The following is a 20,574-nucleotide window of genomic DNA, read 5'->3' as shown; positions in this document are numbered from 1 at the left end:
TATTCACCGTGTATTTGTAGAAAACGGACTTGAATAGATAGAATGATTTGTATCATCGTTGGTGTGAGATTCATTCGCAGTAGTTGCAACAGAGGATACTGGATTCAACACTTTCGGCTCCGCAGAAGGTTCTTCTGCGGAGGTGGTTTGTTCGGAACGCTGATATACAGCCAGAATATCCGGTAATTCGCTGAGAGAAATGTCGCTGCTGCGAACCATCTGAATAATGATTTCTCCTTCGATAGCTTTTACATCGGCGGTCAGTTTGTCCAAACGCCCCTTTTCTGTGTCAATTCTGGATTGCAGCTTGGCAATCTTTTCTTCAGTACGCTTATAGTCAGCTCTCTTTGCATCAAGCTTTTCGTTCAACTTATCAATCGTTGCGTTCATGATTTATCTCCTTTTGGATACTGAGGCACGCCATATCCGCAGATTTGGCTGCTGCCTAAGGTGTATTTGCGTTCGTTTACGGCATCGCTGCTATTGCCTTCGATGGTATAGACCATGCCGTTTTCTACTCTTTCTACAATACCTACGTGGTCAGAATGTCCATCGTTTTCCCAGTCGAAAAAGATAATATCTCCGGGAGCGGGCGTATACGAACGATCTTGCCATTGACCGTGCTGTTGGAACCAAGGAATACCCTGTGCTTGACATGCGGCGAATTTTGGAATGATGCCAGCGTCAATATAGCCGCACTGGTTTGCACACCAGCTGACAAATGATGCACACCATGCGACTCGAGAATGAAAGCCCATGTAACTCCAATATGGCTGACCACCACGTTGACCGAGCTGAGAACGGGCAACTTCAACAATATCTGTGCTGCCTGTGCCGGTTGCGTTGCTGCTGGCGAGTTCGTTATATAAATAGAAGGATGGATTTAAGGATTTGCCATCGTGCGTGTATTCTATGTGCACGGTATTGGTTTCACAAGTCGCTGGTGCACGACCGGATTTGGCAATCACATCTCCACGCTGTACCGTGTCGCCTTTCTTCACAGTGATTGTTCCGAGACTGCCGTACAGAAATTTGTTTTTTCCTTTTTCCAAGACAAGATACGTGCCGTGTTCCGCGTCCGAACCGATTTCTGTGATTGTGCCGGATGTAACCGCAAGAAGTTTTTGACCTGTGCTGACGGTAATATCAATGCCGAAATGCTGGCTGATAGAACCGCTGCTATACTGATAGCCATATCTACGGGCAATGCTCCATGCGTTGCTTTCCAGTGGTGAACCGTAATTCATATGGGTAGTGTACTGACCGAGTTGATTCATCAAATCAGATTTATCCTTTTCATCCTGATTCATCTAATTTTGCAAATATGTAATCAGCGTTTCAGATGTGACATTGACATCCATATGCTTGACTTCATTTTTACTGATTCCCGGAATATAGATGCCGCCGGTTACATTGCTATTCATGGCATACACAGCAGCGTACTGTACGCCAAGGTTATTACACCGCTGATGGTCACTAACGAAAATATCAATTCGATTGCCCTTGATTGCGCCGCCGCAGTCTTCTGCAATGAAATCACCAAAGCCATCAATATGAACCTTTGTGCCGTATGGAATCACTTTCGGGTCAACTGCGATAGTACGACCTTCTGTGGCGGTCACACCAGTTGCCGTTTGCGTGCCCCATTGTTCAGAACAAATCGGGCAGCCACAATAAAAAGTCAGTTTAAATTGACCGAGACATTTTGAATTGTTCAGAATAGCTGTTGTTAATGTGGAACCGGGTTTCTTTGATACAATACCGCCATAAGTAGGTGTGTATGTCAAAATAAGATCGGTATCTTTCTTTTCGTCCGTTTTTCCGTCAGTTGAAGTGCCATCTTGTGTATCATCTTTATCGACAACGGTATCAGTTGTCGTTTTTTTGTCTGCTTCACTTGTTCCGGAAACGTCCTGTACATATTCAGAAACATCTATCTTATAGACAGCGGAATAAATATCATCAATTGCAGATTTGACATCAGAAAATTTATAATCGCCGTATACACAATCTAAATAATTCAAAATTGGATCGGGATTGGTGGTGATTGTAATCGGATCAATTGTTTCAGCACCGTTGTAGGTATAAGAAACAACATCCGCCTTGCTGCTGTATCCGTTGATTTTCTTAGAAAGTTTTGCATCTAATTCCGTGATGTACGTGTATACTTCGGTCAGTGTTTCATCATCGCTTGCCAGTGATGCAGCACCCACAACGGCATATGCAACAGGCATTGCAAGCAAGGTAACAACTAAAAATAACGAAATGATAGCAATGACACCGAAAGAACGTGACATTTTTGCAATGCCGGTAATGGCTTTAGAGAAAGTATGACCGGTATTGGCAACGACTTTTGATACAGCAGATGGAGTCTGGCGCAAAACTTGCAAAAAAGACTGTTTAGGCTTATTCTTTCCGAAAAGACGCTTGGCACCGGATGCCATTCGTGACGTATCACGAACAACATTTTTAGTTTTGATTACAGCCTGCATACCAAGGTCTTCGGAGCCTTCTATATCTTCGGCAACCAGCAAGCCTTCATGTGCTAAACGTTTTCCAGCGTCTTTGAATAGTTCTTTTCCTTGTTTCGCTGCAAATCTTCCATTTTTTAACAGGATAGATTTCTTGTCTGTCAATATCCCATCTTTTCGGTCTTTATGAGACAGAAAAGCAAATTTTCCTTGACGATATGCTGCCTTTGCAACTTTTTTGGATGCACTATATGTCATAGCGGCACCAGTCACAATAGTACGGCGTTCTGCCGCAGCGGCACGGTCTGCATATTCTTCTGATGCACCGCCACCACGGATTGCATTGTGATAGAGTGCGTCTTTTAATCTGGATTTTTTAGGTGAAGAGCTGGACAGAGAATCCGCGTAAATATCAGCTCGACTGGGAGCAATGCTATCTGCGGGTGTTTTAAGATCATGAACTGTATCATGTTTGCTCTTGCTTACTAAGAGAGAATGAGCTTTTTCTTTTGGAGAAATACCGGCATACTCTAATGTGGATTCGTCTGTATGTGGTGTAGAATCTCTATTTAATAAATTTGATGAGAATGTATTTTCTTGGTGAGAAAGAGAATCATGTTTCAGTTGTTCTTTGGACGCTGTTGTGTCAGAAGAAAGTAGACTGGAAGCAAATGTGCTTTCCGGTTGAAAATCAGGATCGGAATCAATAGCACCTTCTTTTTCATCAGATATTAGACTAGAAGTGAATCTGTTTTCGGACTGTGAAGAAAAATCAGAATCAAATATTTCATCTGATGTATGTACAAGCGAAGCTACTGGACTATCAGACAGTGCAGATTCGTGCGGAGAAGCCAAGCTGGAAGCAAAAATACTTTCAGGTTGGTCGTGTGAATCAGAACTGGAAAGCGGTTCCGAAGGATGCACGAGGGAAGCTACTGGACTATCAGACAGTGCAGATTCGTGCGGGGAAGCTAAGCTGGAAGCAAAAATGCTTTCGGGCTGGGCGTGTGAATCAGAACCAGAAAGCGGTTCCGAAGGATGCACGAGGGAAGCTGCTGGATGATCGGACAGTGCAGATTCGTGCGGGGAAGCCAAGCTGGAAGCAAAGATGCTGTCAGGCTGGGCGTGTGAATCAGAACTGGAAAGCGGTTCCGAAGGATGTACGAGGGAAGCTGCAGGATGATCGGACAGTGCAGATTCGTGTGGGGAAGCTAAGCTGGAAGCAAAAATGCTTTCGGGCCGGGTATGTGAATCAGAACCGGAAAGCGGTTCCGAAGAATGTATAAGCGAAGCTGCGGGATGATCGGACAGTGCGGATTCGTGTGGAGAAGCCAAGTTGGAAGTAAAAATACTTTCTGGCTGGGTTGCAGATGGATTGTCATGGTTCGCATGGAAGATAGAGGGTTGTGTTTCTATAGGCACTGGATTACTAAAAGTTTGCCCTGGCAATGATTGCGCCTGAGAATCTGGTGTCAAAGAAGATTCTTGCTGTGAATGAGATTGCTCAGGATCGTCAACTATAGTCATTCCAATTTCCTTGAGAATATCTGCCATCAATGGCTTTTGTTCGCTTGCATTGGCATGGTTAAAATCTTCTTGATGCAGATTTTTGGAAAAAACATCTCCGGTAGAAGAGACCTTTTCCTGTTGAAAGAGTTGAGATTTTTGATTCTGAGAGGAATCATGACTTTGGAAAAATTTGTTCTTCACAGAGAAACTCCTTTCTCCCTTACATGAGAAAAGTCATGTAAGGGATTTTTAAAATATATTACGCGATGATTCGTGTTTTCCAGTCGTTATTTAACAGACAAGCCGGAATAGAAAAATTGTATTTACCATCGTTATCTGCCTGCGTAGTTACAATGGCATTTTCTGGATTGAAATCCGAACAATTAGTGGAAAATAGACCGACATGAACATTGGCTAAGGCATTGCCATCTTCATCCACTTTCTTGCCACACAAGGTTGTGTATTCGATAGGAATCACGATAGGCTCATCAAGGTTCAAGACCTGCTGATATTCGTGCGGATGCAAGGTGAGTGGGATTCGTATTCCGGCTGTTGGGGATTGAGCCACTGGAGATAAGTAAAATTCGCCGGTCAGCATAGTCTCTACGATATAAGCATCCTGCAAATCTTCAACTTGTTCAGCATGTTCGATTAGACTGTTTGCGGAAAGAATTGTTCCATCTTTTGCGACTATATCTTCGGCACAATAGAGACCCATATCAATAAATCGACCTTTTTTCAGACCAAAAGTATCGTCATAACCTGCTTCAACGATAAAATTGATTTTTGTTGATTGTTCCAAGAGAGCGTAGTTTAATTGCGTTGCTTGATTAACAGTAATGCTGCATGATGCATCGTTACTATCAAACAGATAACCATTTGGAACGGAAAGGGGAGTGACTGTATACTCTCCGATAGGAAGATGCAAAACGAATGTGCCATCTGTTCCAGTGCGAATTGTCCATTCTTTATCGGAATCGTTAGAACGAATGGAGAATCCTACATCAGATAGTCCGTCTTCTGTAAATTGTGGAACGCCGGCATCTACAGTCTTTAAGCAACAACCAAATGCATCGAATCGAACAGGATACAGAGTAGGCATGTCTGATTCCGGAACGGTTTGAGAATTGGACACTGGCTGTGATGATACTGGTGAATTGACGGCTTGCGGACGTTTTTGCGCTGCGACTTCTTCCAATTTTGTTGTCATGGCAGCATACAGCTTTGTTTGCTTCGGGAATTCGGAATTGAATGGCACAATACGTCCTTCCACGAACATCAGTCCATGACCGGGCAGCGCATTATCCATGTAGCTCAACTGCTGTGGAGAAATATTCAATAAGTTTGCAAGCTGGGTGCTATCATTTCTCGACTGATTTAGCATGACGATGAAATCAGAGTTGGAGAGCATTCGGCGTGCAGTATCGGACAGAAGCAGCGTTTCTACATTCTGTGTAATGCCGGTTGGAATTGCGCCCCATTTTCTTGCACGCGACCACAACTCGAAGAAGTATTCCGAACAGTAATTGTTGGAAAATAGTAACTGGATTTCATCAATGTACACCCATGTGCGGATGCCGCGTTCTCTATTGCATGTAATGCGATTCCATACCTGATCGAGTACTGTTAACATGCCAACGGTGCGCAGATGCTTGCCAAGTTTCTTGATGTCATAGACAACAAGACGTTTGGATGTGTTTACGTTAGTACGATAGCTGAATACATTCAGCGAACCGGTAATGTATGCTTCCAACTGCAAAGCGATTGCGTGTGCTCGTTGCTCTGGTTGTTGAACCAGCACGTTATAAAAATCAACCAAAGTTGGCATTGGTGTTGATTCTGTATTTGCCAGATAATCTCGATAGGTTTCATGCAACGCACGGTCAATGATGCTGACATCGCTGCCATCCAGACTAGAACGGCTGGACGACAGCAGCTCAATGAAGGAGCAGATAAAATCCAGCTTTGTTGCCAGAGGATCATCACCGTCACCGTAGTTCTCGGAAATATCTAGTGGATTCAAATGGGTATCGCTGCCGCCATAAATGCGCAGCACCTCAGAATCGTTATGGAATACGTCTGCGAGCGGTGCGTATTCGCCTTCCGGGTCGATAATAATGATTTCATCATTCCAACGATTCAAAAATACATTGGTAAGCTCCTGCTTGGAAAACATGCCCTTGCCAGATCCCGGCGTACCGAGAATCATACCGTTACTGGCACGCATTTTTGTCCGGTCAAACGCAATCAGGGCATTGGAACGAGAATTGATACCATAGTTGATGCCGCCCGGTTCCAGCAACTCCACTGCCATGAATGGCATGAAGATACTAACAGCAGCAGTTGTCATAGTTCGTTTGTGCTGGACAAAGTTTCTGCCGAGAGGAAGAATACTGTTCATTCCGTATTCTTGTTCATAATCTAGTGTGCTTAACGTGACACCTTTCTGACGCGCAATCGCGCAGATTTGATCTGCGTTTTTCTTTAATTCATCTTCTGTGTCTGCGTATGTAAAGACCAATAGTGTTGCGCGGAACAAATGCTGATCTTTGTATTGCATGTTATGAACTAATTGCAAGGCTTTTTCGTAGTTGTATTGGAATTCCTGCGACAACGAAATCTGAGCAGCATATCCCTTTGCGCTTGCTTTAGATTGTTTATCTGATGCTTCCTGATCCATGAATGCAATCTGCTTCCGAACATAATCCAGAGCCTTATTCTGATCTTCAGCTTGAACGTGAAGAGAGATGGCTAAATTGATTGGAAGATCGGAGATGTCACAGAGAACTTCATCGGACAGTGTATCTGGAAATTTTGAAGCATATAAAATTTGACCGATTTTACTTCCAAACTGAAATGTCCGTACAGGTTTAAAATCAAAGGACGAAGGGCAGATAAAATCCTTTGTGCTTCTGCCGCTGATAGGCAGCTCATCATAGGTAAAATCAAATGGCTCATCCGGTTTCAGCAAGCTGGACATAACTTCTAAGCGCTGCGCTCCGGAAAGCAAATGAAGATTGCTGCCCATCGCTTTAAACTGCTGGGCAGTATCCGTTTCCAATCGTGACAGCTTTTGACGGACAGCCTGCGGATCGGACGAATGAAGACCGAATGTGATAAAACGATCTCTCACAATATTGTTGTTGCCTTCCAAACCTCGTTTGGAAATGACAGAATTTACTTCTTTTCGGTATGCATCATATCCATCGCCATGCAAGGGATAAAACATCTGTTCCATGAAATTGTTGCTATCGCCGGTACGATTGACGAGTAAAATTTGAAAAAATGTTTCTGGGTCTAAGTAGTTATACATTTCACAGAACTTAATAAATGTCTGTTCCTGATCGTCTCTGCGATTCAGACGATAGTTTACATCATCGAAACGATATGTACGTGAGTACATATCATCTCCGAGAATACACATACCGTCTTGCATCATAGATTGATAAAAAATAGAATCTTGTGCAGTTAAAAACTGACGTTCCTCCTGCTTTTTGCTCTTTTTATTCTGAGATGTCTTCTCTTTCTCTGGATTTGATTTCTTGAAGAGCGGCATTTTTACGCCTCCTATTATTCATTGGGCATTTGATGTAGGGAATGTCGTGGGTATCATCTGGATACATGCTATCTATTTTCAAAAATACTTCGTAAATTCTAGGCTTTTGACTGCGTTTATAATGTCGCAGCCGAAGCATTACATATTTTTCAAACGGATAGCCATGAATTTGAATAAATCCGAGTGCCATAAATGGTGCACAAATGGCAACTACAACATAAGAAATAACGGGAATCGGAATGTGTAGAATATTTTTCATGACGAAAAATGAACCAATACCTACAGTCAGTGCTAAGGCTGTAAAGCCTAACTGCCTGAGAGACATTCCAAAGAATAATTTCTCTTGATAGCTCCGTATCTCATTGTTAACCTCAATTTGAAGCATGATTTCCTCCTTACATTGCGTTGCAAATAGATTTTGCCCACTTCTGTGTAGACCAGACAGCGACAATCAGCAAGATTGCATAGCCGATCATATTTCCCGCGATGACTAAAAAATTATCCGATCCTTCGAGGAAAAAGTCTGCAATAAATGGGAAGAACGACAATACCAGATAGATCAGCGTACCTTGCAGACAAACCGCAGCGAATGACTTGAGAAAATTCTTTCCGATCTGAGACATTTCGCCGGATGGCAATGTTGCCACGGGAATTGGTGCAACACAGAAATACAAATACAATTCCACAAAACGTGCGATAACAATGATTTGTGCCATCTTAACTGCAATTTGCACAATCAGATTGGTAATAAACATGACGATTAACGCCAAGAACTTTGACCAGAAGGACAGACTATCAATGGCTTCTTCAAGCGCATCTAGATCAAAGCCTGTCATACTGGACATAGACAGATATTGCTGCACCTGATTGGTGAAATATACAGTCACATCGTAAATTGCGTTCAAAATAGTTGGACAGTTGTCGATTGCCCAAATGCAGATGGACAATTTAATCAGCAGTGATACCACAAGTTCAACACCCATCGTATTACTGCCAATGTGTTCTGTTCGGATAGATACTTCATACAGAGCAAGAACACAGAACAAAGACAAGATGACATAGGCAATCGGAAGTGCAACATTCGATTGAATGGTTAAAATATACTGATATAACTTGCCGGAAAAGCTATTCATGCCACCTGTCAGCGCACTACTGGCTGACAGGTTGACAATTGAATCATTGATGCTTTTCAGCAGTGACATAATGGCATCTGTCATAGCTGATTATTTGGCGATATTTCCGAACAGCATTGCAGCTGCAATAATTACGCCGCCGCCAACCATTCGCCAAATGCCCTGCTGGATACCCGGTCCATTATGGTCATTTAAGTTTGTGCCAAGGGTAACGGCACCCCATACGCAGGCTAAGCCGCCAGCAATTTTTACATAAGTAGTTAATGTGTTCAGTACAGTGTTGAGCGTATCCATAGTGATTTCTCCTTGTGTAATAAATTTTTTATCTTCAATGTTATTCTTCAAATAACGAATTGAATTCATTTGCATCTTCGGGTGACAAATCCAGTTCATTCACTTGCATCTCAGCGTGATTGGTTTCTTCTTCCGGTGCAGTTAAATTACATTGTTCCAGATGGAATGTATTTTTCTTGTCCGCAAGAGAAGTCTGTGAATAATTTGGATGTTTTGTCGGGTCATATTTCAAAGATCGGAATGGTTTCTTATGAGCCAATATCAATACACATTCTTCGCTGTGCAGACGAGACAGCTCATCCGGTGTAATCAGTTCACGACCAAGGATTTGATCTGCGAGGGAATATGAACCGTGTGAACCCTTACTGACACTAATGTTTTTGTTATCGACCGTTGTTTTACCAATCATCTTTGACACATACTCATTGGTAAAGGTTTCGATGCTTCCTAAGTACAGCAGTGAATCACAGCAGCCAATGATGCTTTCCCAAGATTCTTTGTACATCTCCTTGAGCTGCGACAAACTCTGTAAGATAACATCTGCTGAGATATTTCTGGAACGAATGGTTGCATATTTTTTATCGAAATCTGGAATCTTACCAATGTTTTTGAATTCGTCTAATATGAAACGAACAGGGCAGGGGAGCGAACCGTCATATACGTTATCTGCACGCCAGATTAACGTGTCAAACAATTGCTGAAACATCATAGCTGCTAAAAAATTCAAAGAGCTATTAGTGTCGGATAGAATGACAAACAATGCAACGGGATGCTCTGGATCGTCACCTAAATGATCGAAATGCAGGTCATCTGTTGAGGTTAATTCGGAGACAGAATCTACATAGAACTTGTCCAATCTGCTGTTTGCCGTTGCAAGAATAGAAGCAGCGGTTCTTCCCTTGGACTGCTTGAATTTTTTATACTGAACGACAGCAAAGCAGTCCGGTTTTTCTTTTTCTACATCTTCAAACAAAACATCAAGCGGTGTTTTATACTCGTCATCTCCTTCGTGAACTTCGGCAAGCAACAAAAGTTTCAACACATTTTTCATGGTTCGATCTTCCGGACAAGTTTCGTATAAAAGATACGCAAACAAGGCACAATATAAGCCACGTGCTTGGTCAATCCAGAAGGAATCGCCTTTTGATGCATTTGGCGGTTCAGTATTTTCCATCAGATTGTCTACGAGCCGTAGAATGTCCATATCATCTTTCAAATAACAGAATGGATTGTAATGATTGGATTTTTTTGTATCGACAAGATTGACAACGCGAATGGTATAGCCATTCTCCTGAAGCATGGAACCGACTTGATACAACAGCGTTCCCTTTGGATCGGTGATAACATAAGAGCTATGCATCTGCATGACATTAGGTATCAAATATCTACGTGTCTTACCAGTGCCGGGGGCACCAACAATTAAGACATTATGATTGGGATCATACGTATCTAAGCCGACTTTTACGAATTTGGGATGAATACTGATGTATTCGCTTTGGGTTAGGATAATATTTTCTGAAAATGTTTTATCCTTGAAATATTTGCTATCTTTGGCGGTTCCCCATGCAGCAGAACCATGTTCAATGCCAGGCATGTAGTTGCCATCACATGACAGCCGATACAATACAGCAAGCCAGACAGCAAAACAGGCAGCCATAGATACAATCAAGGCGTTTTGATCTTTGCTGATATACCAAGGATTTTCTTGTATATCCGTGAAAACGGTTTGAAGTGCAGTATTGATATTTAAGATGACATCTCCGGGGAGAGAGATAGCAATGGCAGCAACGCGATTTGCTACATAGGCAGCTAATATCGAGCAGATAGCAGAAAAGATGAGGAACGAAGTTGTATTTTTCTTTTTCATTGCGTTCGTTCGCCTCGTGATTTCTGTCGTTGATGCTGCTGTGATTGATCTTGATTGTGTGCCTTGTTATATGCTTCGGCACGTTGTTTTGCCGCTTGAATCGCTTCATCTAACTTCCGGATGCGTGGACGATCTTGTTCTTTGTCTACGCTTTTTACAACATGTGACAGCGCAGCATATACTCGCTCTACATCTTGTGCTTTGAAGTAGATATGCGTTGATTGGTCTGTTTTGTCACGCAAGACACTGAAATCAACAGCATAAGATTTGAATTCTTTTTTCAGAGCTTTTATATCTTCGTCCGAAACTTTGATAGAAGATAATTCGCGGTTTTGGGCACTTAAATCATGCAGACTCTGTTTGCCGTGTATTGTTTTCCCTTCTTTGCCTTGTACACGCTGGGTGGAATGATACACAGTTGAAAAGATCTGCGGCATAAGCTGCATGATTTCTCGACCCGACGTGATCGCTGCCTGATATGTAATGTGTATCAATTTGTCTTGATAGTCCGTCTAAATCAGCTCCTTATTCTGGATTATTAGATTGCTCATCAGCGGATGCAGCAAGCCTAGATTGGATGATAGGGGCAAAAATATCTGCCAGAAATTCGGCGGACAATTCTTCTGCTTCTACGGTAAGTTCAGGCAGCCAATAAATGGGAGCACTATTTTTAGCCATCTGTTTTCCCTTCTTCCTTCGTTGATGGTTCGGAAAGAGCCAGTCGCGTGACTGTGCCTTGCGCAAACGCGAGGACACGCAGCAATTCTTGCTCCGTCATAGACGGCAACATTTCTTCTAACTGTTCCTGTACGGTTGCCTCTGGCAACTGAATATTGACATTCATAGATATATACTCACCTCCGATAAAAGACATATATTGAGTTTGTGTACTCAATGTACCATATAAAAATGCGTTTGTCAACCCAGTTCTTTGAGCAAACTTTGAGTTTTCTGAGTTTACATACTCATTTTTATTTGCTATAATATTTTTAACATTGGAGGAGGTTTGGCTATGTATATGAGAATTAAAGCAGTGCGAAAGTCTGTTGGAATGTCTCAAAGAGCTTTTGGAGAATCTCTCGGTGCATCTAGAGATATAATTTCCAACATTGAACAAGGACGACAGGCTATTAGTGACACATTAGTACGATTGATATGCAAAGTATATAATGTTAATGAGCATTGGCTTCGGACTGGCGAAGGTGAGATGAGATGCGAAGAAACAGTAGATGAAAAACTTCGTTCTTGGGTAGACGAAGTGCTATCTGGTCGTCCAGAAAATATCCGGTACGCATTTCTGACTGTTATGTCTAACTTAGATGATGATGGATGGAAACGAATCGCAGACTTTGTAGAACGGGTATACTGCGAAACGCATTCGACAACGCCAGAAGAAATTGATCGAGAAAAAGATAGATTACAACTAGCGGATGAAATTGAAGAGAGCGAAAATCAAATGGAAGAATTATATCCTTCCGATGGGCGAAATATCGTTTAAAAAATAAATAAAAAAATAAGCCCTCAATGAGGACTTATTTATAATGCCTTTATGCACATGAAGTACAAGAAGTACATGAAGTTTGTATACAGAACTTTAGATAAATCGAATGGTTTAGATAGCAGCGCCGCGACTACTTATCAAGGGTGAAATAAACGGCGTGTTCCACGCCGCCCTTGACAAATAGTAGCGGCGCTACTGCGATGACGACAAGGGCTGTAAGCCGCAGGGCGGACTTACAGTCCCACCCTGAGAAAATAAATTTTTAACTGGTGCGCTTCCCATCTCATGCACATGAAGTACAAGAGGTACATGAAGTACACGAAGTATAAGAAGTTGGAGGTAATCTCATGAAAAAGATTGTTATCGCAAATCAAAAAGGCGGCGTAGGAAAAACAACAACGGCAAATGCTCTCGCTGGTGTTCTGATGCATGAAGGAAAGAAAGTCTTGATGATTGATGCTGATCCTCAGTGCAATACCAGCGATACATATCAGGCTGCGATTGCGGATACGGCAACGCTATATGATTTATTGTTCAGCAAAGAGCCGGCGCATGATGTCATTCAGCATACAGAAGTAGGAGACATTATTGCTGGTGATCCGCTGCTTAGCCAGGCGGATATGCAATTGACGAAAACGGGTAAGGAATTCACCCTGAAGAAAGCGCTGATGTCGATTCAGGATGAATATGATTTTATCATTATTGATACAGCACCAGCATTGGGAATCCTTCTTATCAATGCACTGACATACGCCGATTCAGTTATTGTTCCTATCACAGCTGACCGATACAGCTTACAAGGATTATCTCAGTTAAATGAAACGATTCAGGCAGTTATGGAGTACACCAATCCTGATTTGAAGATTGCAGGGCTGTTACGAACGCGGTATCAAGCTAGGACGATATTAAGTCGTGAGGTATCTGCTGCTTTACCAGAGATTGCGGAGATGCTGAATACAAAAGTATTTCAGACAGTAATTCGTGAATGCACAGCCGCACAACAGGCACAAACACGCAGGGTACCACTGTTGAACTATGCGCCGAAGTGTACAACTGCTTTGGATTACTTTCAGTTTGTTGGAGAGCTTTTGGGCGAAAGAGGTGAATAAAGATGGCAAAGAATACAACAATGGCACCGGCAGCTGGTTTGTTTTCCAAACCAGCCTGCCATGCACATGAAGTACAAGAGGTACAAGAAGTACATGAAGTTTCAAGTGCAGCAATGCCGCGCACACAAGGCAAAAAAGGTCGAAAGTTGCCGAGAATCAATATGGCATTTACACCAGAAAACTATGAATTTTTACGCATGTATCCGAGAATGAATGGACTAACGATGACTGAGTATGTGAATTCGTTGATTGAAAAAGACAGACAGGAGAAGAAAAATGGCACTTGAAAATAAGCTAGGAATCACCGATTCTGCGGAACTTGCCCGCGAAGAAGAGAAAATCAGTAAGAAAAAAGCTGTATGGCTCTTTGAGAGCGGGACGCTCGATAGGTTGCCAGTGGGAACTTTTGCAGCATTACAGAAGATACACAAGTACCTTTTTGAAGATATTTATGAGTTCGCAGGAAAAGTACGCACGGTGAATTTGGCAAAAGGAAATTTTCGATTTGTTCCGCTGATGTATCTTGAAGTAGCACTAGCGAACATAGATAAGATGCCGCAGTCCACATATGAGGAGATTATAGAGAAGTATGTGGAAATGAATATTGCACATCCATTTCGAGAAGGTAATGGACGCAGTACACGTATTTGGCTTGATCTTATGTTGAAACAAGGCATAGGAAAAGTCGTGGATTGGAGCAAGGTAGACAAAGAAGATTATCTACTTGCGATGGAACGAAGCCCAATTAAAGATGTAGAGATAAAGGTGTTATTAAAAGCTGCGCTGACAGATGATGTAACCAGCCGTGAAGTCTTTATGAAGGGTATTGACCACAGCTATTATTACGAAGGCTATACGACTTTTAAGACGAACGAGCTATAATTATAATAATCAGAATATGCGAATCCGTTGGACAGGAAATATAGATTGTTAGGTAAGGTGATACGAATGCCATTAACGAGAATGAAAATGGAAAATTTCACGGTGTTTGAAAATATTGAGATACCGTTCAACAAGGGCTTGAATGTATTGGTTGGAGAAAATGGCATGGGAAAGACACATATCATGAAATTGGCTTATGCTGCGTGTCAAGCATCAAAGCATGACGTATCCTTCTCGCAAAAGACGACCATGCTTTTTCGTCCGGATCAGTCTAGCATTGGGCGTTTGGTTAACAGAAATAAAAATGGAAACAATACCGCGAATGTTGCTATAGAGTCAGACACAGCCAAGATTGGAATGTCGTTTACAACAAGAACAAAAAAATGGGATGCAGAAGTAAGGTTTGAGGAAAAATGGGAAAAACAGATGTCCGATCTTACCAGCGTTTTTATTCCTGCGAAAGAAATTTTATCGAACGCATGGAATTTGGATGCAGCGGTAAAAATGGGAAATGTAGAATTTGATGACACCTATCTTGACATTATTGCAGCAGCAAAGATTGATATTTCCAGAGGTGTAGATTCAACGGCAAGGAAAAGATATTTAAAAGTATTGCGAGAGATCAGTAATGGAAAGGTGACACTGCATGATGACCGATTTTATTTAAAACCGGGAACGCAGGCAAGACTGGAGTTTAATTTAGTTGCGGAAGGATTGCGCAAGATTGCGTTGCTGTGGCAGTTAATAAAGAACGGAACTCTGGAAAAAGGCTCTGTACTATTTTGGGATGAGCCGGAAGCAAATATCAATCCGAAATATATTCCGAGATTGGCAGAATTGTTGATTATGTTAGAGAATGAGGGCGTGCAGATATTTGTTTCTACTCATGATTACTTTCTGTCTAAATATATTGAGGTAAAACGAAGCGAGACAAGCAATGTTCAGTATATTTCTTTGTATAAAGATAACGACAACGATAAAGTAAGATGTGAAACATCAGCGGAATTTGAACTGTTGGAACATAACACGATTATGGATACCTTCCGCCAACTTTACAGAGATGAAATCGGAGTGATGTTGGAGTGAAGATTATAACAGAGTCTGAAATGAAGTTTGGAAAATTTGATGAGAAAAATCTTTTTCATATCGAAGAATCTCAAATTTATAAAAAACTTGGCACTGGAATTAAAACAGTCGAGTTTGTTTTGAAATATCGTCAAAATAAACTTATCTTTTTGGAAGCAAAAAAGAGCTGTCCTAATGCCCAAAATAAGGATGAAACAGAGGGGAAAAAGCAAAAGTTTGAAGAATATTATTCCTCTATAACGGAAAAATTTATTTCATCCTTGCAAATTTATCTGGCTGCAATTTTGGACAGATTTGAAGATACAACGGAGATCGGCTCTATGATGAGGTCAGCAAATAATATAAAAGATATGCAGCTAAAATTTGTTTTGGTCGTAAAGAATGCAAAAGATATTGCATGGCTGGCAAAACCTCAAGCGGAATTAAATGAACGGCTGCTTCAATTTCGGAAAATTTGGAACATCAAAGTGATAGTTTTGAATGAAAAACTTGCGAGAGAACATGGATTAATATGTTAATGTTATTGCCTTCTGGATAAATGCGGTGCTGAAATATAAATAGTACACGTATTTGAATGAACACAATTGACTTTTATGCCCTAAATAGTTGCAATTAAGGGCATAAAAGTCAATTTACCGTATCAATAGTCAGAACACTTTCAGACTTCAAAATCAATAAAATCGAATGCTTCAAAGCATCTGCCTGATAGATAGGTGCTTTGAAGCTTTTGTCGTACAATATTAGTAGTAAGCACATTGGTTGTAAGATGAACAGGCAGATAAGAAAAAGGGTCTAAGTCCTGTGTGTCACAGAATTTAGACCCTTTTGAATAGCTTTGTCATAATATTGCCTAACGGACGGTAATATATTTTTGATGTTTGCTCTTAGGTTTATCTGGAAACATCATTTTGAGTTTACCAGAGGATAATAAAGGCTTGAGATAAAATTTGCTAAAGTAAGAGCGACTGGAAACGTTGATATATGCCTGCATTTCATCTCGACTCTTAGGCTCTACACAAAATTCCAACAGCAAGTTTTGCTTATTAACCACAGAGGTATCATGTGCGGTATCATGTGCGGTATCATGTGCAGTTCTTCCGCACATGATATAATTTACATTTTTCAAGATGACTCTAAAATCTGTTGCCGTTGAGGAAAATTCAGGCGTATATGCTTCTGTGTATCCGGGCAGCTTTTCGGTCTCGCTAACGATTTTACGCAAACCACTTCCGCGGCGTTCCATGTACTTCATGCGGTGAAACAGGTCAGCAATCACAGGGTTTCGTCGCATTGAACGAATACTGTAAATGTCATATTCCTGAATTGATCCGCCGCCGAACATACCGCCCGGAGATGTGATTTCCACACGATCATCAAACATATCAATGTGGATTTCACTGCCAAGCACGATATAATCACGGTGGATGAGAGCATTGACAAGAGCTTCTGTTACAGCTCGTTCAGCGTAATCCGGCTTGTCTACACGATACTGTGCTTCTTTTACAAAACGAACTTTGGAATTATTGCGAATAAATTCACTGCCGCTCTTCAACAGATAAATCAGATTTCCTTCATATTCCTTGTCATCCAGAGCATCATCGAAGATAGAGCCTTTTTCCAAGCCGTTCCACCGGGTACAGAACATACGGGAATTGTAAACCGTGTGCTGATCGGTCATGAGCTTTCCAGCGTTGGTTAGGAATCCATTCTTATCAGCCAGACCAAAGGAAACATAATCAGAAGGCTCAAAACGGAGACCAGTTCGTTCCAGATAAGTTGCTTCCAAGAGCGTAAAGCTATAATCTTTTTTTGCACCGTCTGTTGTCAGAGTGTCAAAAGACTGGTTAGTTCCCTTGAGGATAAGTTCATTTACAATATAGTCCGGGGCAGGTACACTTTCATTTCCAACGCGAATATATGCTTCCATCACTCCATCTGCCTTGTAATAATATGGAGTGCTACGACCGGGAGAAACTTCCAAAGCTAACAGATTTTTACCATCTTCTTGAAATGGCTTTAAGATAAATTGCGGTAAAGGTGTGATGCGTTCTTTGATTAAGCGACTGATCGCTTCAGCATCTTTTTGAACATCAAATAAGCCGGTAGTTTTTCTGTCATCAGTAATCCCGAAAAATAGAGTTCCACCGATTCCATTGGAAAAGGCACTAACACTTTTTAACCAGCTTTTTGGCTTTTTCGTTTCAAGAGCAACTTTAAAATCACATTCTGTTGCTTCGGCAATTAGCTGTTCTATCATAGAAATCCCTCCTTAGAAGCTATAGAATATCTTTTCTTATTATACCCATCGGAGAGAGTTATTGCAACGATAGGAGTGAATAATTGAGACAAAACAAGCAGAACTATTGATTTTTAAGATGTACTGCGGTAATATTATAGGCAAGTGTATTGAAAACAGTGGAGTTAATATCGGGCTTTGAAGCTTTTTATCTTTTGGATTTGTGGTGCCGTGGCACCTCCATAGCGGATAGCTGAAAAGCTATCCGCTTTTTCTTTATTATATCGCACAATAGAAGACAAAGATAGAACAACAGGCGAGAGGACAAGATATGAAGCAGATAATTGAGACACTTCGTGCACAGCGTGATCTGTCTGATGCAGAGTTGCTTGCGCTGATTACACGGGAAAGCGATGACAGCGATTTGTTCGCTGCGGCGGATGCGGTTCGGCGGGAGCATTATGGAACCGATGTGTTTTTGCGCGGACTCATTGAATTTACCAATGTCTGTCAAAATGACTGCTATTATTGTGGCATTCGCAAGAGCAATACACATGCAGACCGCTATCGGCTGACACAAGAACAGATTTTGCAAAGCTGTGCTAATGGCTATCAAATGGGATTTCGTACGTTTGTGCTGCAAGGCGGCGAAGATCCACGCAATACAGATGCATGGGTTTGCTCTATAGTTGATAAAATCAAGACGACTTATCCAGACTGTGCGGTTACGTTGTCTATTGGAGAACAGTCTCGTGCCAGCTATCAGGCGTATTTTGACGCAGGAGCAGACCGGTATTTGCTGCGGCATGAGACGGCGAGTGATGCGCATTATCGCAAGCTGCATCCAGAAGAGATGCGTCTGGAACATCGCAAACAGTGCTTGTTTGACTTAAAAGACATTGGCTATCAGGTCGGTGCAGGTTTTATGGTTGGCTCTCCATGGCAGACGCCCAAAGAATTGGTCGCAGATTTACGCTTTTTACAGGAATTGCAGCCGGACATGATTGGTATTGGCCCGTTTATTCCGCATCATGAAACGCCGTTTGCAGACAAGCCAGCAGGCACTTTGGCATTGACACTGCGAATGCTGTCGATACTGCGTTTGTTATTCCCGTATGTGCTGCTTCCGGCAACAACAGCACTCGGTACGATTAGTCCGATTGGACGAGAATTAGGTCTAAAAGCCGGTGCCAATGTCATGATGCCGAACTTGACGCCGACAGATGCACGGAAAAATTATGATTTGTATGACAACAAAATCTGTATGGATGAAGAAGCAGCAAAATGTCGGCTGTGTCAGGAAGGACGCGTGCGTTCCGTTGGGTATCAGATCGTCAATGACCGCGGCGATGTGCGCAGATAAATAGAAAGGGGAATGGAACATGGTGCAGAGAGAACGGCTGGTGCAGACCTTCTGCAAGCTAGTTTCGTTTGACAGTTCATCGTATGGAGAGCGAAATATTTGTGATTTTCTCATCGAAACATTGACTGCATTGGGATTGCAGGTACAGGAAGATCATGCGGCGCAAAAAATACAGGGAAATGCAGGTAATTTATATGCGTACCTTCCAGCAACCAAGGGGATGGAGCAGCTGCCGCCTCTGCTGTTTTCTGGACATATGGACACGGTAGAGCCGTCACACGGCAAAAAAGCCATCGTACATGAAGACGGAAGTATTACATCAGACGGCAGTACCGTGCTGGGTGCGGATGACTGTTCGGCATTAACTGCTATTGTAGAGGCATTAACGGTGATTCAGGAAAACCATTTGCCGCATCGAGCCATTGAAGTGTTGTTTTCTGTGGCGGAAGAGACCTATTGTATCGGGGCGAGCGTCTTTGATTTTTCTCAGATTCAGTCCAAAGAAGCGTATGTACTGGATTTGACCGGTGCCGTTGGCGGCGCAGCGATTCAAGCTCCAACGTTGCTTTCATTCCGTATTGCTGTGACAGGAAAAGCCAGCCACGCTGGATTCCATCCGGAGCAGGGTATTCATGCCATTTGCGTGGCGGCATCCGCAGCACGCAGACTGAAAAATGGTTGGCTGGATGAAAATACCACGCGCAACATTGGCACAATTCACGGCGGTACGCAGACCAATATCGTACCGGCAAGCTGTGTCGTCACAGGAGAGATTCGCAGCTTTGACCATGAACAAACCATGCGCACGTGGGAAGAGACCAAGCGCGTTTTTGAAGAAGAAGCGCGCAAATTAGGAGCAGAAGTTGCGGCAGAACATACGGTACATATTCATGCCTATCAGACGCCGGAGCAGCATCCGGTTGTACAGCGGTTTCAGCGCATCTGCGCCAAGCATGGCATAGAAAGTCAGCTGTGCAGCACTATGGGCGGCAGCGACAACAATCCGTTGTCTGAGCACGGTTTAACGGGCATTGTACTGGCAACAGCGATGAACAATTGCCATTCCTGCGAAGAATACAGCAATGTGGATGAGCTAGAGAAAATCACTGCGATTACTGTGGATTTGATGTGTTCGGAGGAATAAATACAGATGAAAACACCATTACATTATCAAATCTCAGAATATGACTGTGGTCCGACAACAATGATGAATGCGATGAGCTTTCTATTTACACGGGAACAGCTGTTGCCGGAAATCGTTCAACATATTATGCTGTACAGCTTGGATGCATACAATGCTAAAGGTGAGACCGGCAGAAGTGGTACATCGCGTATGGCTATGATGTTTTTGTCCAATTGGCTGACGCAGTTTGGCAAAGCCTGTCAATTTCCGATTGAATGTAAATATTTGAGTCAAGATGCCGTGTATTTGGGCGGAGACAGTGAATTGACCCAGACATTGCGTTGTCATGGTGCGGTAATTGTTCGCTTAAATTATGGCGGCGATCATTATGTCTTGCTGACCGGACAAGAAGATGAGCAGATTTCTATGTTTGACCCGTATTTC

The 20,574-nt window shown here is 42.3% G+C and carries 20 protein-coding genes and 2 pseudogenes; 9 read left to right on the top strand and 13 right to left on the bottom strand.

Features of this window, described 5'->3' with window-relative positions; translation table 11 throughout:
* Positions 1-3: 3 nt before the first annotated feature.
* From ACR0P9_RS00110 to ACR0P9_RS00055, 12 genes and pseudogenes are all read right to left on the bottom strand, one after another.
* The gene (locus tag ACR0P9_RS00110; RefSeq protein ID WP_432616825.1) at positions 4-390 is read right to left on the bottom strand and encodes a DUF4315 family protein; all 387 of its coding nucleotides are present in this window, start codon (positions 388-390) and stop codon (positions 4-6) included.
* Positions 387-839: pseudogene (locus tag ACR0P9_RS00105) on the bottom strand (CHAP domain-containing protein); the annotation flags it as partial. The gene ACR0P9_RS00110 and the pseudogene ACR0P9_RS00105, both read right to left, overlap by 4 nt.
* Positions 840-890: 51 nt before the next feature.
* Positions 891-1,247: pseudogene (locus ACR0P9_RS00100) on the bottom strand (peptidoglycan DD-metalloendopeptidase family protein); the annotation flags it as partial.
* A 63-nt stretch (positions 1,248-1,310) separates the two neighbouring features.
* Positions 1,311-4,181, bottom strand: a complete 2,871-nt coding sequence (locus ACR0P9_RS00095) for a 3D domain-containing protein (protein WP_432616824.1) — start codon at positions 4,179-4,181, stop codon at positions 1,311-1,313.
* A gap of 58 nt (positions 4,182-4,239) precedes the next feature.
* The gene (locus ACR0P9_RS00090) at positions 4,240-7,536 is read right to left on the bottom strand and encodes a VirB4-like conjugal transfer ATPase, CD1110 family (protein WP_432616823.1); all 3,297 of its coding nucleotides are present in this window, start codon (positions 7,534-7,536) and stop codon (positions 4,240-4,242) included.
* Positions 7,484-7,921 (bottom strand): PrgI family protein, encoded by a 438-nt coding sequence (locus tag ACR0P9_RS00085; protein WP_432616822.1) that lies wholly within the window; start codon positions 7,919-7,921, stop codon positions 7,484-7,486. Before ACR0P9_RS00085 ends, ACR0P9_RS00090 begins: the two co-directional genes overlap by 53 nt.
* A gap of 10 nt (positions 7,922-7,931) precedes the next feature.
* Entirely contained in the window at positions 7,932-8,738 is an 807-nt protein-coding gene (locus ACR0P9_RS00080; RefSeq protein WP_432616821.1) for a VirB6/TrbL-like conjugal transfer protein, CD1112 family, read from the bottom strand.
* 21 nt (positions 8,739-8,759) lie between these two features.
* Positions 8,760-8,963 carry a hypothetical protein gene (locus ACR0P9_RS00075; protein WP_432616820.1) on the bottom strand — a complete coding sequence of 68 codons (204 nt, stop codon included), beginning with the start codon at positions 8,961-8,963 and terminating at the stop codon, positions 8,760-8,762.
* Positions 8,964-9,003: 40 nt separating this feature from the next.
* Positions 9,004-10,830 carry a VirD4-like conjugal transfer protein, CD1115 family gene (locus ACR0P9_RS00070; RefSeq protein ID WP_432616819.1) on the bottom strand — a complete coding sequence of 609 codons (1,827 nt, stop codon included), beginning with the start codon at positions 10,828-10,830 and terminating at the stop codon, positions 9,004-9,006.
* Positions 10,827-11,276: a PcfB family protein gene (locus tag ACR0P9_RS00065; RefSeq protein WP_432616818.1), complete on the bottom strand. Its 450-nt coding sequence runs from the start codon at positions 11,274-11,276 to the stop codon at positions 10,827-10,829. The genes ACR0P9_RS00070 and ACR0P9_RS00065 overlap by 4 nt, the downstream gene beginning before the upstream one ends.
* A 79-nt stretch (positions 11,277-11,355) precedes the next feature.
* Positions 11,356-11,508: a hypothetical protein gene (locus tag ACR0P9_RS00060; RefSeq protein WP_432616817.1), complete on the bottom strand. Its 153-nt coding sequence runs from the start codon at positions 11,506-11,508 to the stop codon at positions 11,356-11,358.
* Positions 11,501-11,674: a hypothetical protein gene (locus tag ACR0P9_RS00055; protein WP_432616816.1), complete on the bottom strand. Its 174-nt coding sequence runs from the start codon at positions 11,672-11,674 to the stop codon at positions 11,501-11,503. Before ACR0P9_RS00055 ends, ACR0P9_RS00060 begins: the two co-directional genes overlap by 8 nt.
* Positions 11,675-11,842: 168 nt before the next feature.
* Between ACR0P9_RS00055 and ACR0P9_RS00050 the strand changes: the two genes are divergently transcribed.
* The 6 genes from ACR0P9_RS00050 (at position 11,843) to ACR0P9_RS00025 (ending at position 15,926) form a co-directional block, all read left to right on the top strand.
* Complete coding sequence (locus tag ACR0P9_RS00050) at positions 11,843-12,328, top strand: helix-turn-helix domain-containing protein (RefSeq protein ID WP_432616815.1); 486 nt, start codon at positions 11,843-11,845, stop codon at positions 12,326-12,328.
* A gap of 350 nt (positions 12,329-12,678) precedes the next feature.
* Entirely contained in the window at positions 12,679-13,440 is a 762-nt protein-coding gene (locus tag ACR0P9_RS00045; protein ID WP_432616814.1) for a ParA family protein, read from the top strand.
* A 2-nt stretch (positions 13,441-13,442) separates the two neighbouring features.
* A complete protein-coding gene (locus ACR0P9_RS00040; RefSeq protein ID WP_432616813.1) occupies positions 13,443-13,727 on the top strand; it encodes a hypothetical protein in 285 nt (94 codons plus the stop codon).
* Complete coding sequence (fic, locus tag ACR0P9_RS00035) at positions 13,717-14,322, top strand: protein adenylyltransferase Fic (protein WP_432616812.1); 606 nt, start codon at positions 13,717-13,719, stop codon at positions 14,320-14,322. Before ACR0P9_RS00040 ends, fic begins: the two co-directional genes overlap by 11 nt.
* Positions 14,323-14,388: 66 nt before the next feature.
* On the top strand, positions 14,389-15,408 hold the full coding sequence (locus tag ACR0P9_RS00030; protein ID WP_432616811.1) for an AAA family ATPase: 1,020 nt from the start codon (positions 14,389-14,391) through the stop codon (positions 15,406-15,408).
* Positions 15,405-15,926 carry a hypothetical protein gene (locus ACR0P9_RS00025; protein ID WP_432616810.1) on the top strand — a complete coding sequence of 174 codons (522 nt, stop codon included), beginning with the start codon at positions 15,405-15,407 and terminating at the stop codon, positions 15,924-15,926. The genes ACR0P9_RS00030 and ACR0P9_RS00025 overlap by 4 nt, the downstream gene beginning before the upstream one ends.
* 332 nt (positions 15,927-16,258) lie before the next feature.
* Here the strand turns inward: ACR0P9_RS00025 and ACR0P9_RS00020 are convergent, their stop codons facing one another.
* Complete coding sequence (locus tag ACR0P9_RS00020; protein WP_432616809.1) at positions 16,259-17,665, bottom strand: ATP-binding protein; 1,407 nt, start codon at positions 17,663-17,665, stop codon at positions 16,259-16,261.
* A 310-nt stretch (positions 17,666-17,975) separates the two neighbouring features.
* Here ACR0P9_RS00020 and hydE point away from each other — a divergent pair, with 310 nt between their 5' ends.
* The 3 genes from hydE to ACR0P9_RS00005 form a co-directional block, all read left to right on the top strand.
* Positions 17,976-19,007, top strand: a complete 1,032-nt coding sequence (gene hydE, locus ACR0P9_RS00015) for a [FeFe] hydrogenase H-cluster radical SAM maturase HydE (RefSeq protein ID WP_432616808.1) — start codon at positions 17,976-17,978, stop codon at positions 19,005-19,007.
* Between the two features lie 19 nt (positions 19,008-19,026).
* Positions 19,027-20,151, top strand: a complete 1,125-nt coding sequence (locus ACR0P9_RS00010) for a M20/M25/M40 family metallo-hydrolase (RefSeq protein WP_432616807.1) — start codon at positions 19,027-19,029, stop codon at positions 20,149-20,151.
* A gap of 6 nt (positions 20,152-20,157) precedes the next feature.
* Positions 20,158-20,574, top strand: a 417-nt coding sequence (locus ACR0P9_RS00005; protein ID WP_432616806.1) for a peptidase C39, incomplete at its 3' end; no start/stop codon positions are given.

The organism is Butyricicoccus sp., assembly GCF_050872565.1.
GTDB lineage: Bacteria > Bacillota > Clostridia > Oscillospirales > Butyricicoccaceae > Butyricicoccus_A.
Note: the sequence above shows the minus strand (reverse complement) of the source record. Positions and strands in the feature narration are given on the sequence as shown.

Excerpts from the sequence above, each read along its gene's own strand:
- ACR0P9_RS00090 (WP_432616823.1), bottom strand. The coding sequence starts at position 7,536 with ATGCCGCTCTTCAAGAAATCAAATCCAGAGAAAGAGAAGACATCTCAG.
- ACR0P9_RS00070 (WP_432616819.1), bottom strand. The coding sequence starts at position 10,830 with ATGAAAAAGAAAAATACAACTTCGTTCCTCATCTTTTCTGCTATCTGC.
- ACR0P9_RS00085 (WP_432616822.1), bottom strand. The coding sequence starts at position 7,921 with ATGCTTCAAATTGAGGTTAACAATGAGATACGGAGCTATCAAGAGAAA.
- ACR0P9_RS00020 (WP_432616809.1), bottom strand. The coding sequence starts at position 17,665 with ATGATAGAACAGCTAATTGCCGAAGCAACAGAATGTGATTTTAAAGTT.
- ACR0P9_RS00065 (WP_432616818.1), bottom strand. The coding sequence starts at position 11,276 with ATGCAGCTTATGCCGCAGATCTTTTCAACTGTGTATCATTCCACCCAG.
- ACR0P9_RS00075 (WP_432616820.1), bottom strand. The coding sequence starts at position 8,963 with ATGGATACGCTCAACACTGTACTGAACACATTAACTACTTATGTAAAA.
- ACR0P9_RS00040 (WP_432616813.1), top strand. The coding sequence starts at position 13,443 with ATGGCAAAGAATACAACAATGGCACCGGCAGCTGGTTTGTTTTCCAAA.
- ACR0P9_RS00050 (WP_432616815.1), top strand. The coding sequence starts at position 11,843 with ATGTATATGAGAATTAAAGCAGTGCGAAAGTCTGTTGGAATGTCTCAA.
- ACR0P9_RS00045 (WP_432616814.1), top strand. The coding sequence starts at position 12,679 with ATGAAAAAGATTGTTATCGCAAATCAAAAAGGCGGCGTAGGAAAAACA.
- ACR0P9_RS00110 (WP_432616825.1), bottom strand. The coding sequence starts at position 390 with ATGAACGCAACGATTGATAAGTTGAACGAAAAGCTTGATGCAAAGAGA.
- ACR0P9_RS00055 (WP_432616816.1), bottom strand. The coding sequence starts at position 11,674 with ATGAATGTCAATATTCAGTTGCCAGAGGCAACCGTACAGGAACAGTTA.
- hydE (WP_432616808.1), top strand. The coding sequence starts at position 17,976 with ATGAAGCAGATAATTGAGACACTTCGTGCACAGCGTGATCTGTCTGAT.
- ACR0P9_RS00010 (WP_432616807.1), top strand. The coding sequence starts at position 19,027 with ATGGTGCAGAGAGAACGGCTGGTGCAGACCTTCTGCAAGCTAGTTTCG.
- ACR0P9_RS00080 (WP_432616821.1), bottom strand. The coding sequence starts at position 8,738 with ATGTCACTGCTGAAAAGCATCAATGATTCAATTGTCAACCTGTCAGCC.
- fic (WP_432616812.1), top strand. The coding sequence starts at position 13,717 with ATGGCACTTGAAAATAAGCTAGGAATCACCGATTCTGCGGAACTTGCC.
- ACR0P9_RS00060 (WP_432616817.1), bottom strand. The coding sequence starts at position 11,508 with ATGGCTAAAAATAGTGCTCCCATTTATTGGCTGCCTGAACTTACCGTA.
- ACR0P9_RS00030 (WP_432616811.1), top strand. The coding sequence starts at position 14,389 with ATGCCATTAACGAGAATGAAAATGGAAAATTTCACGGTGTTTGAAAAT.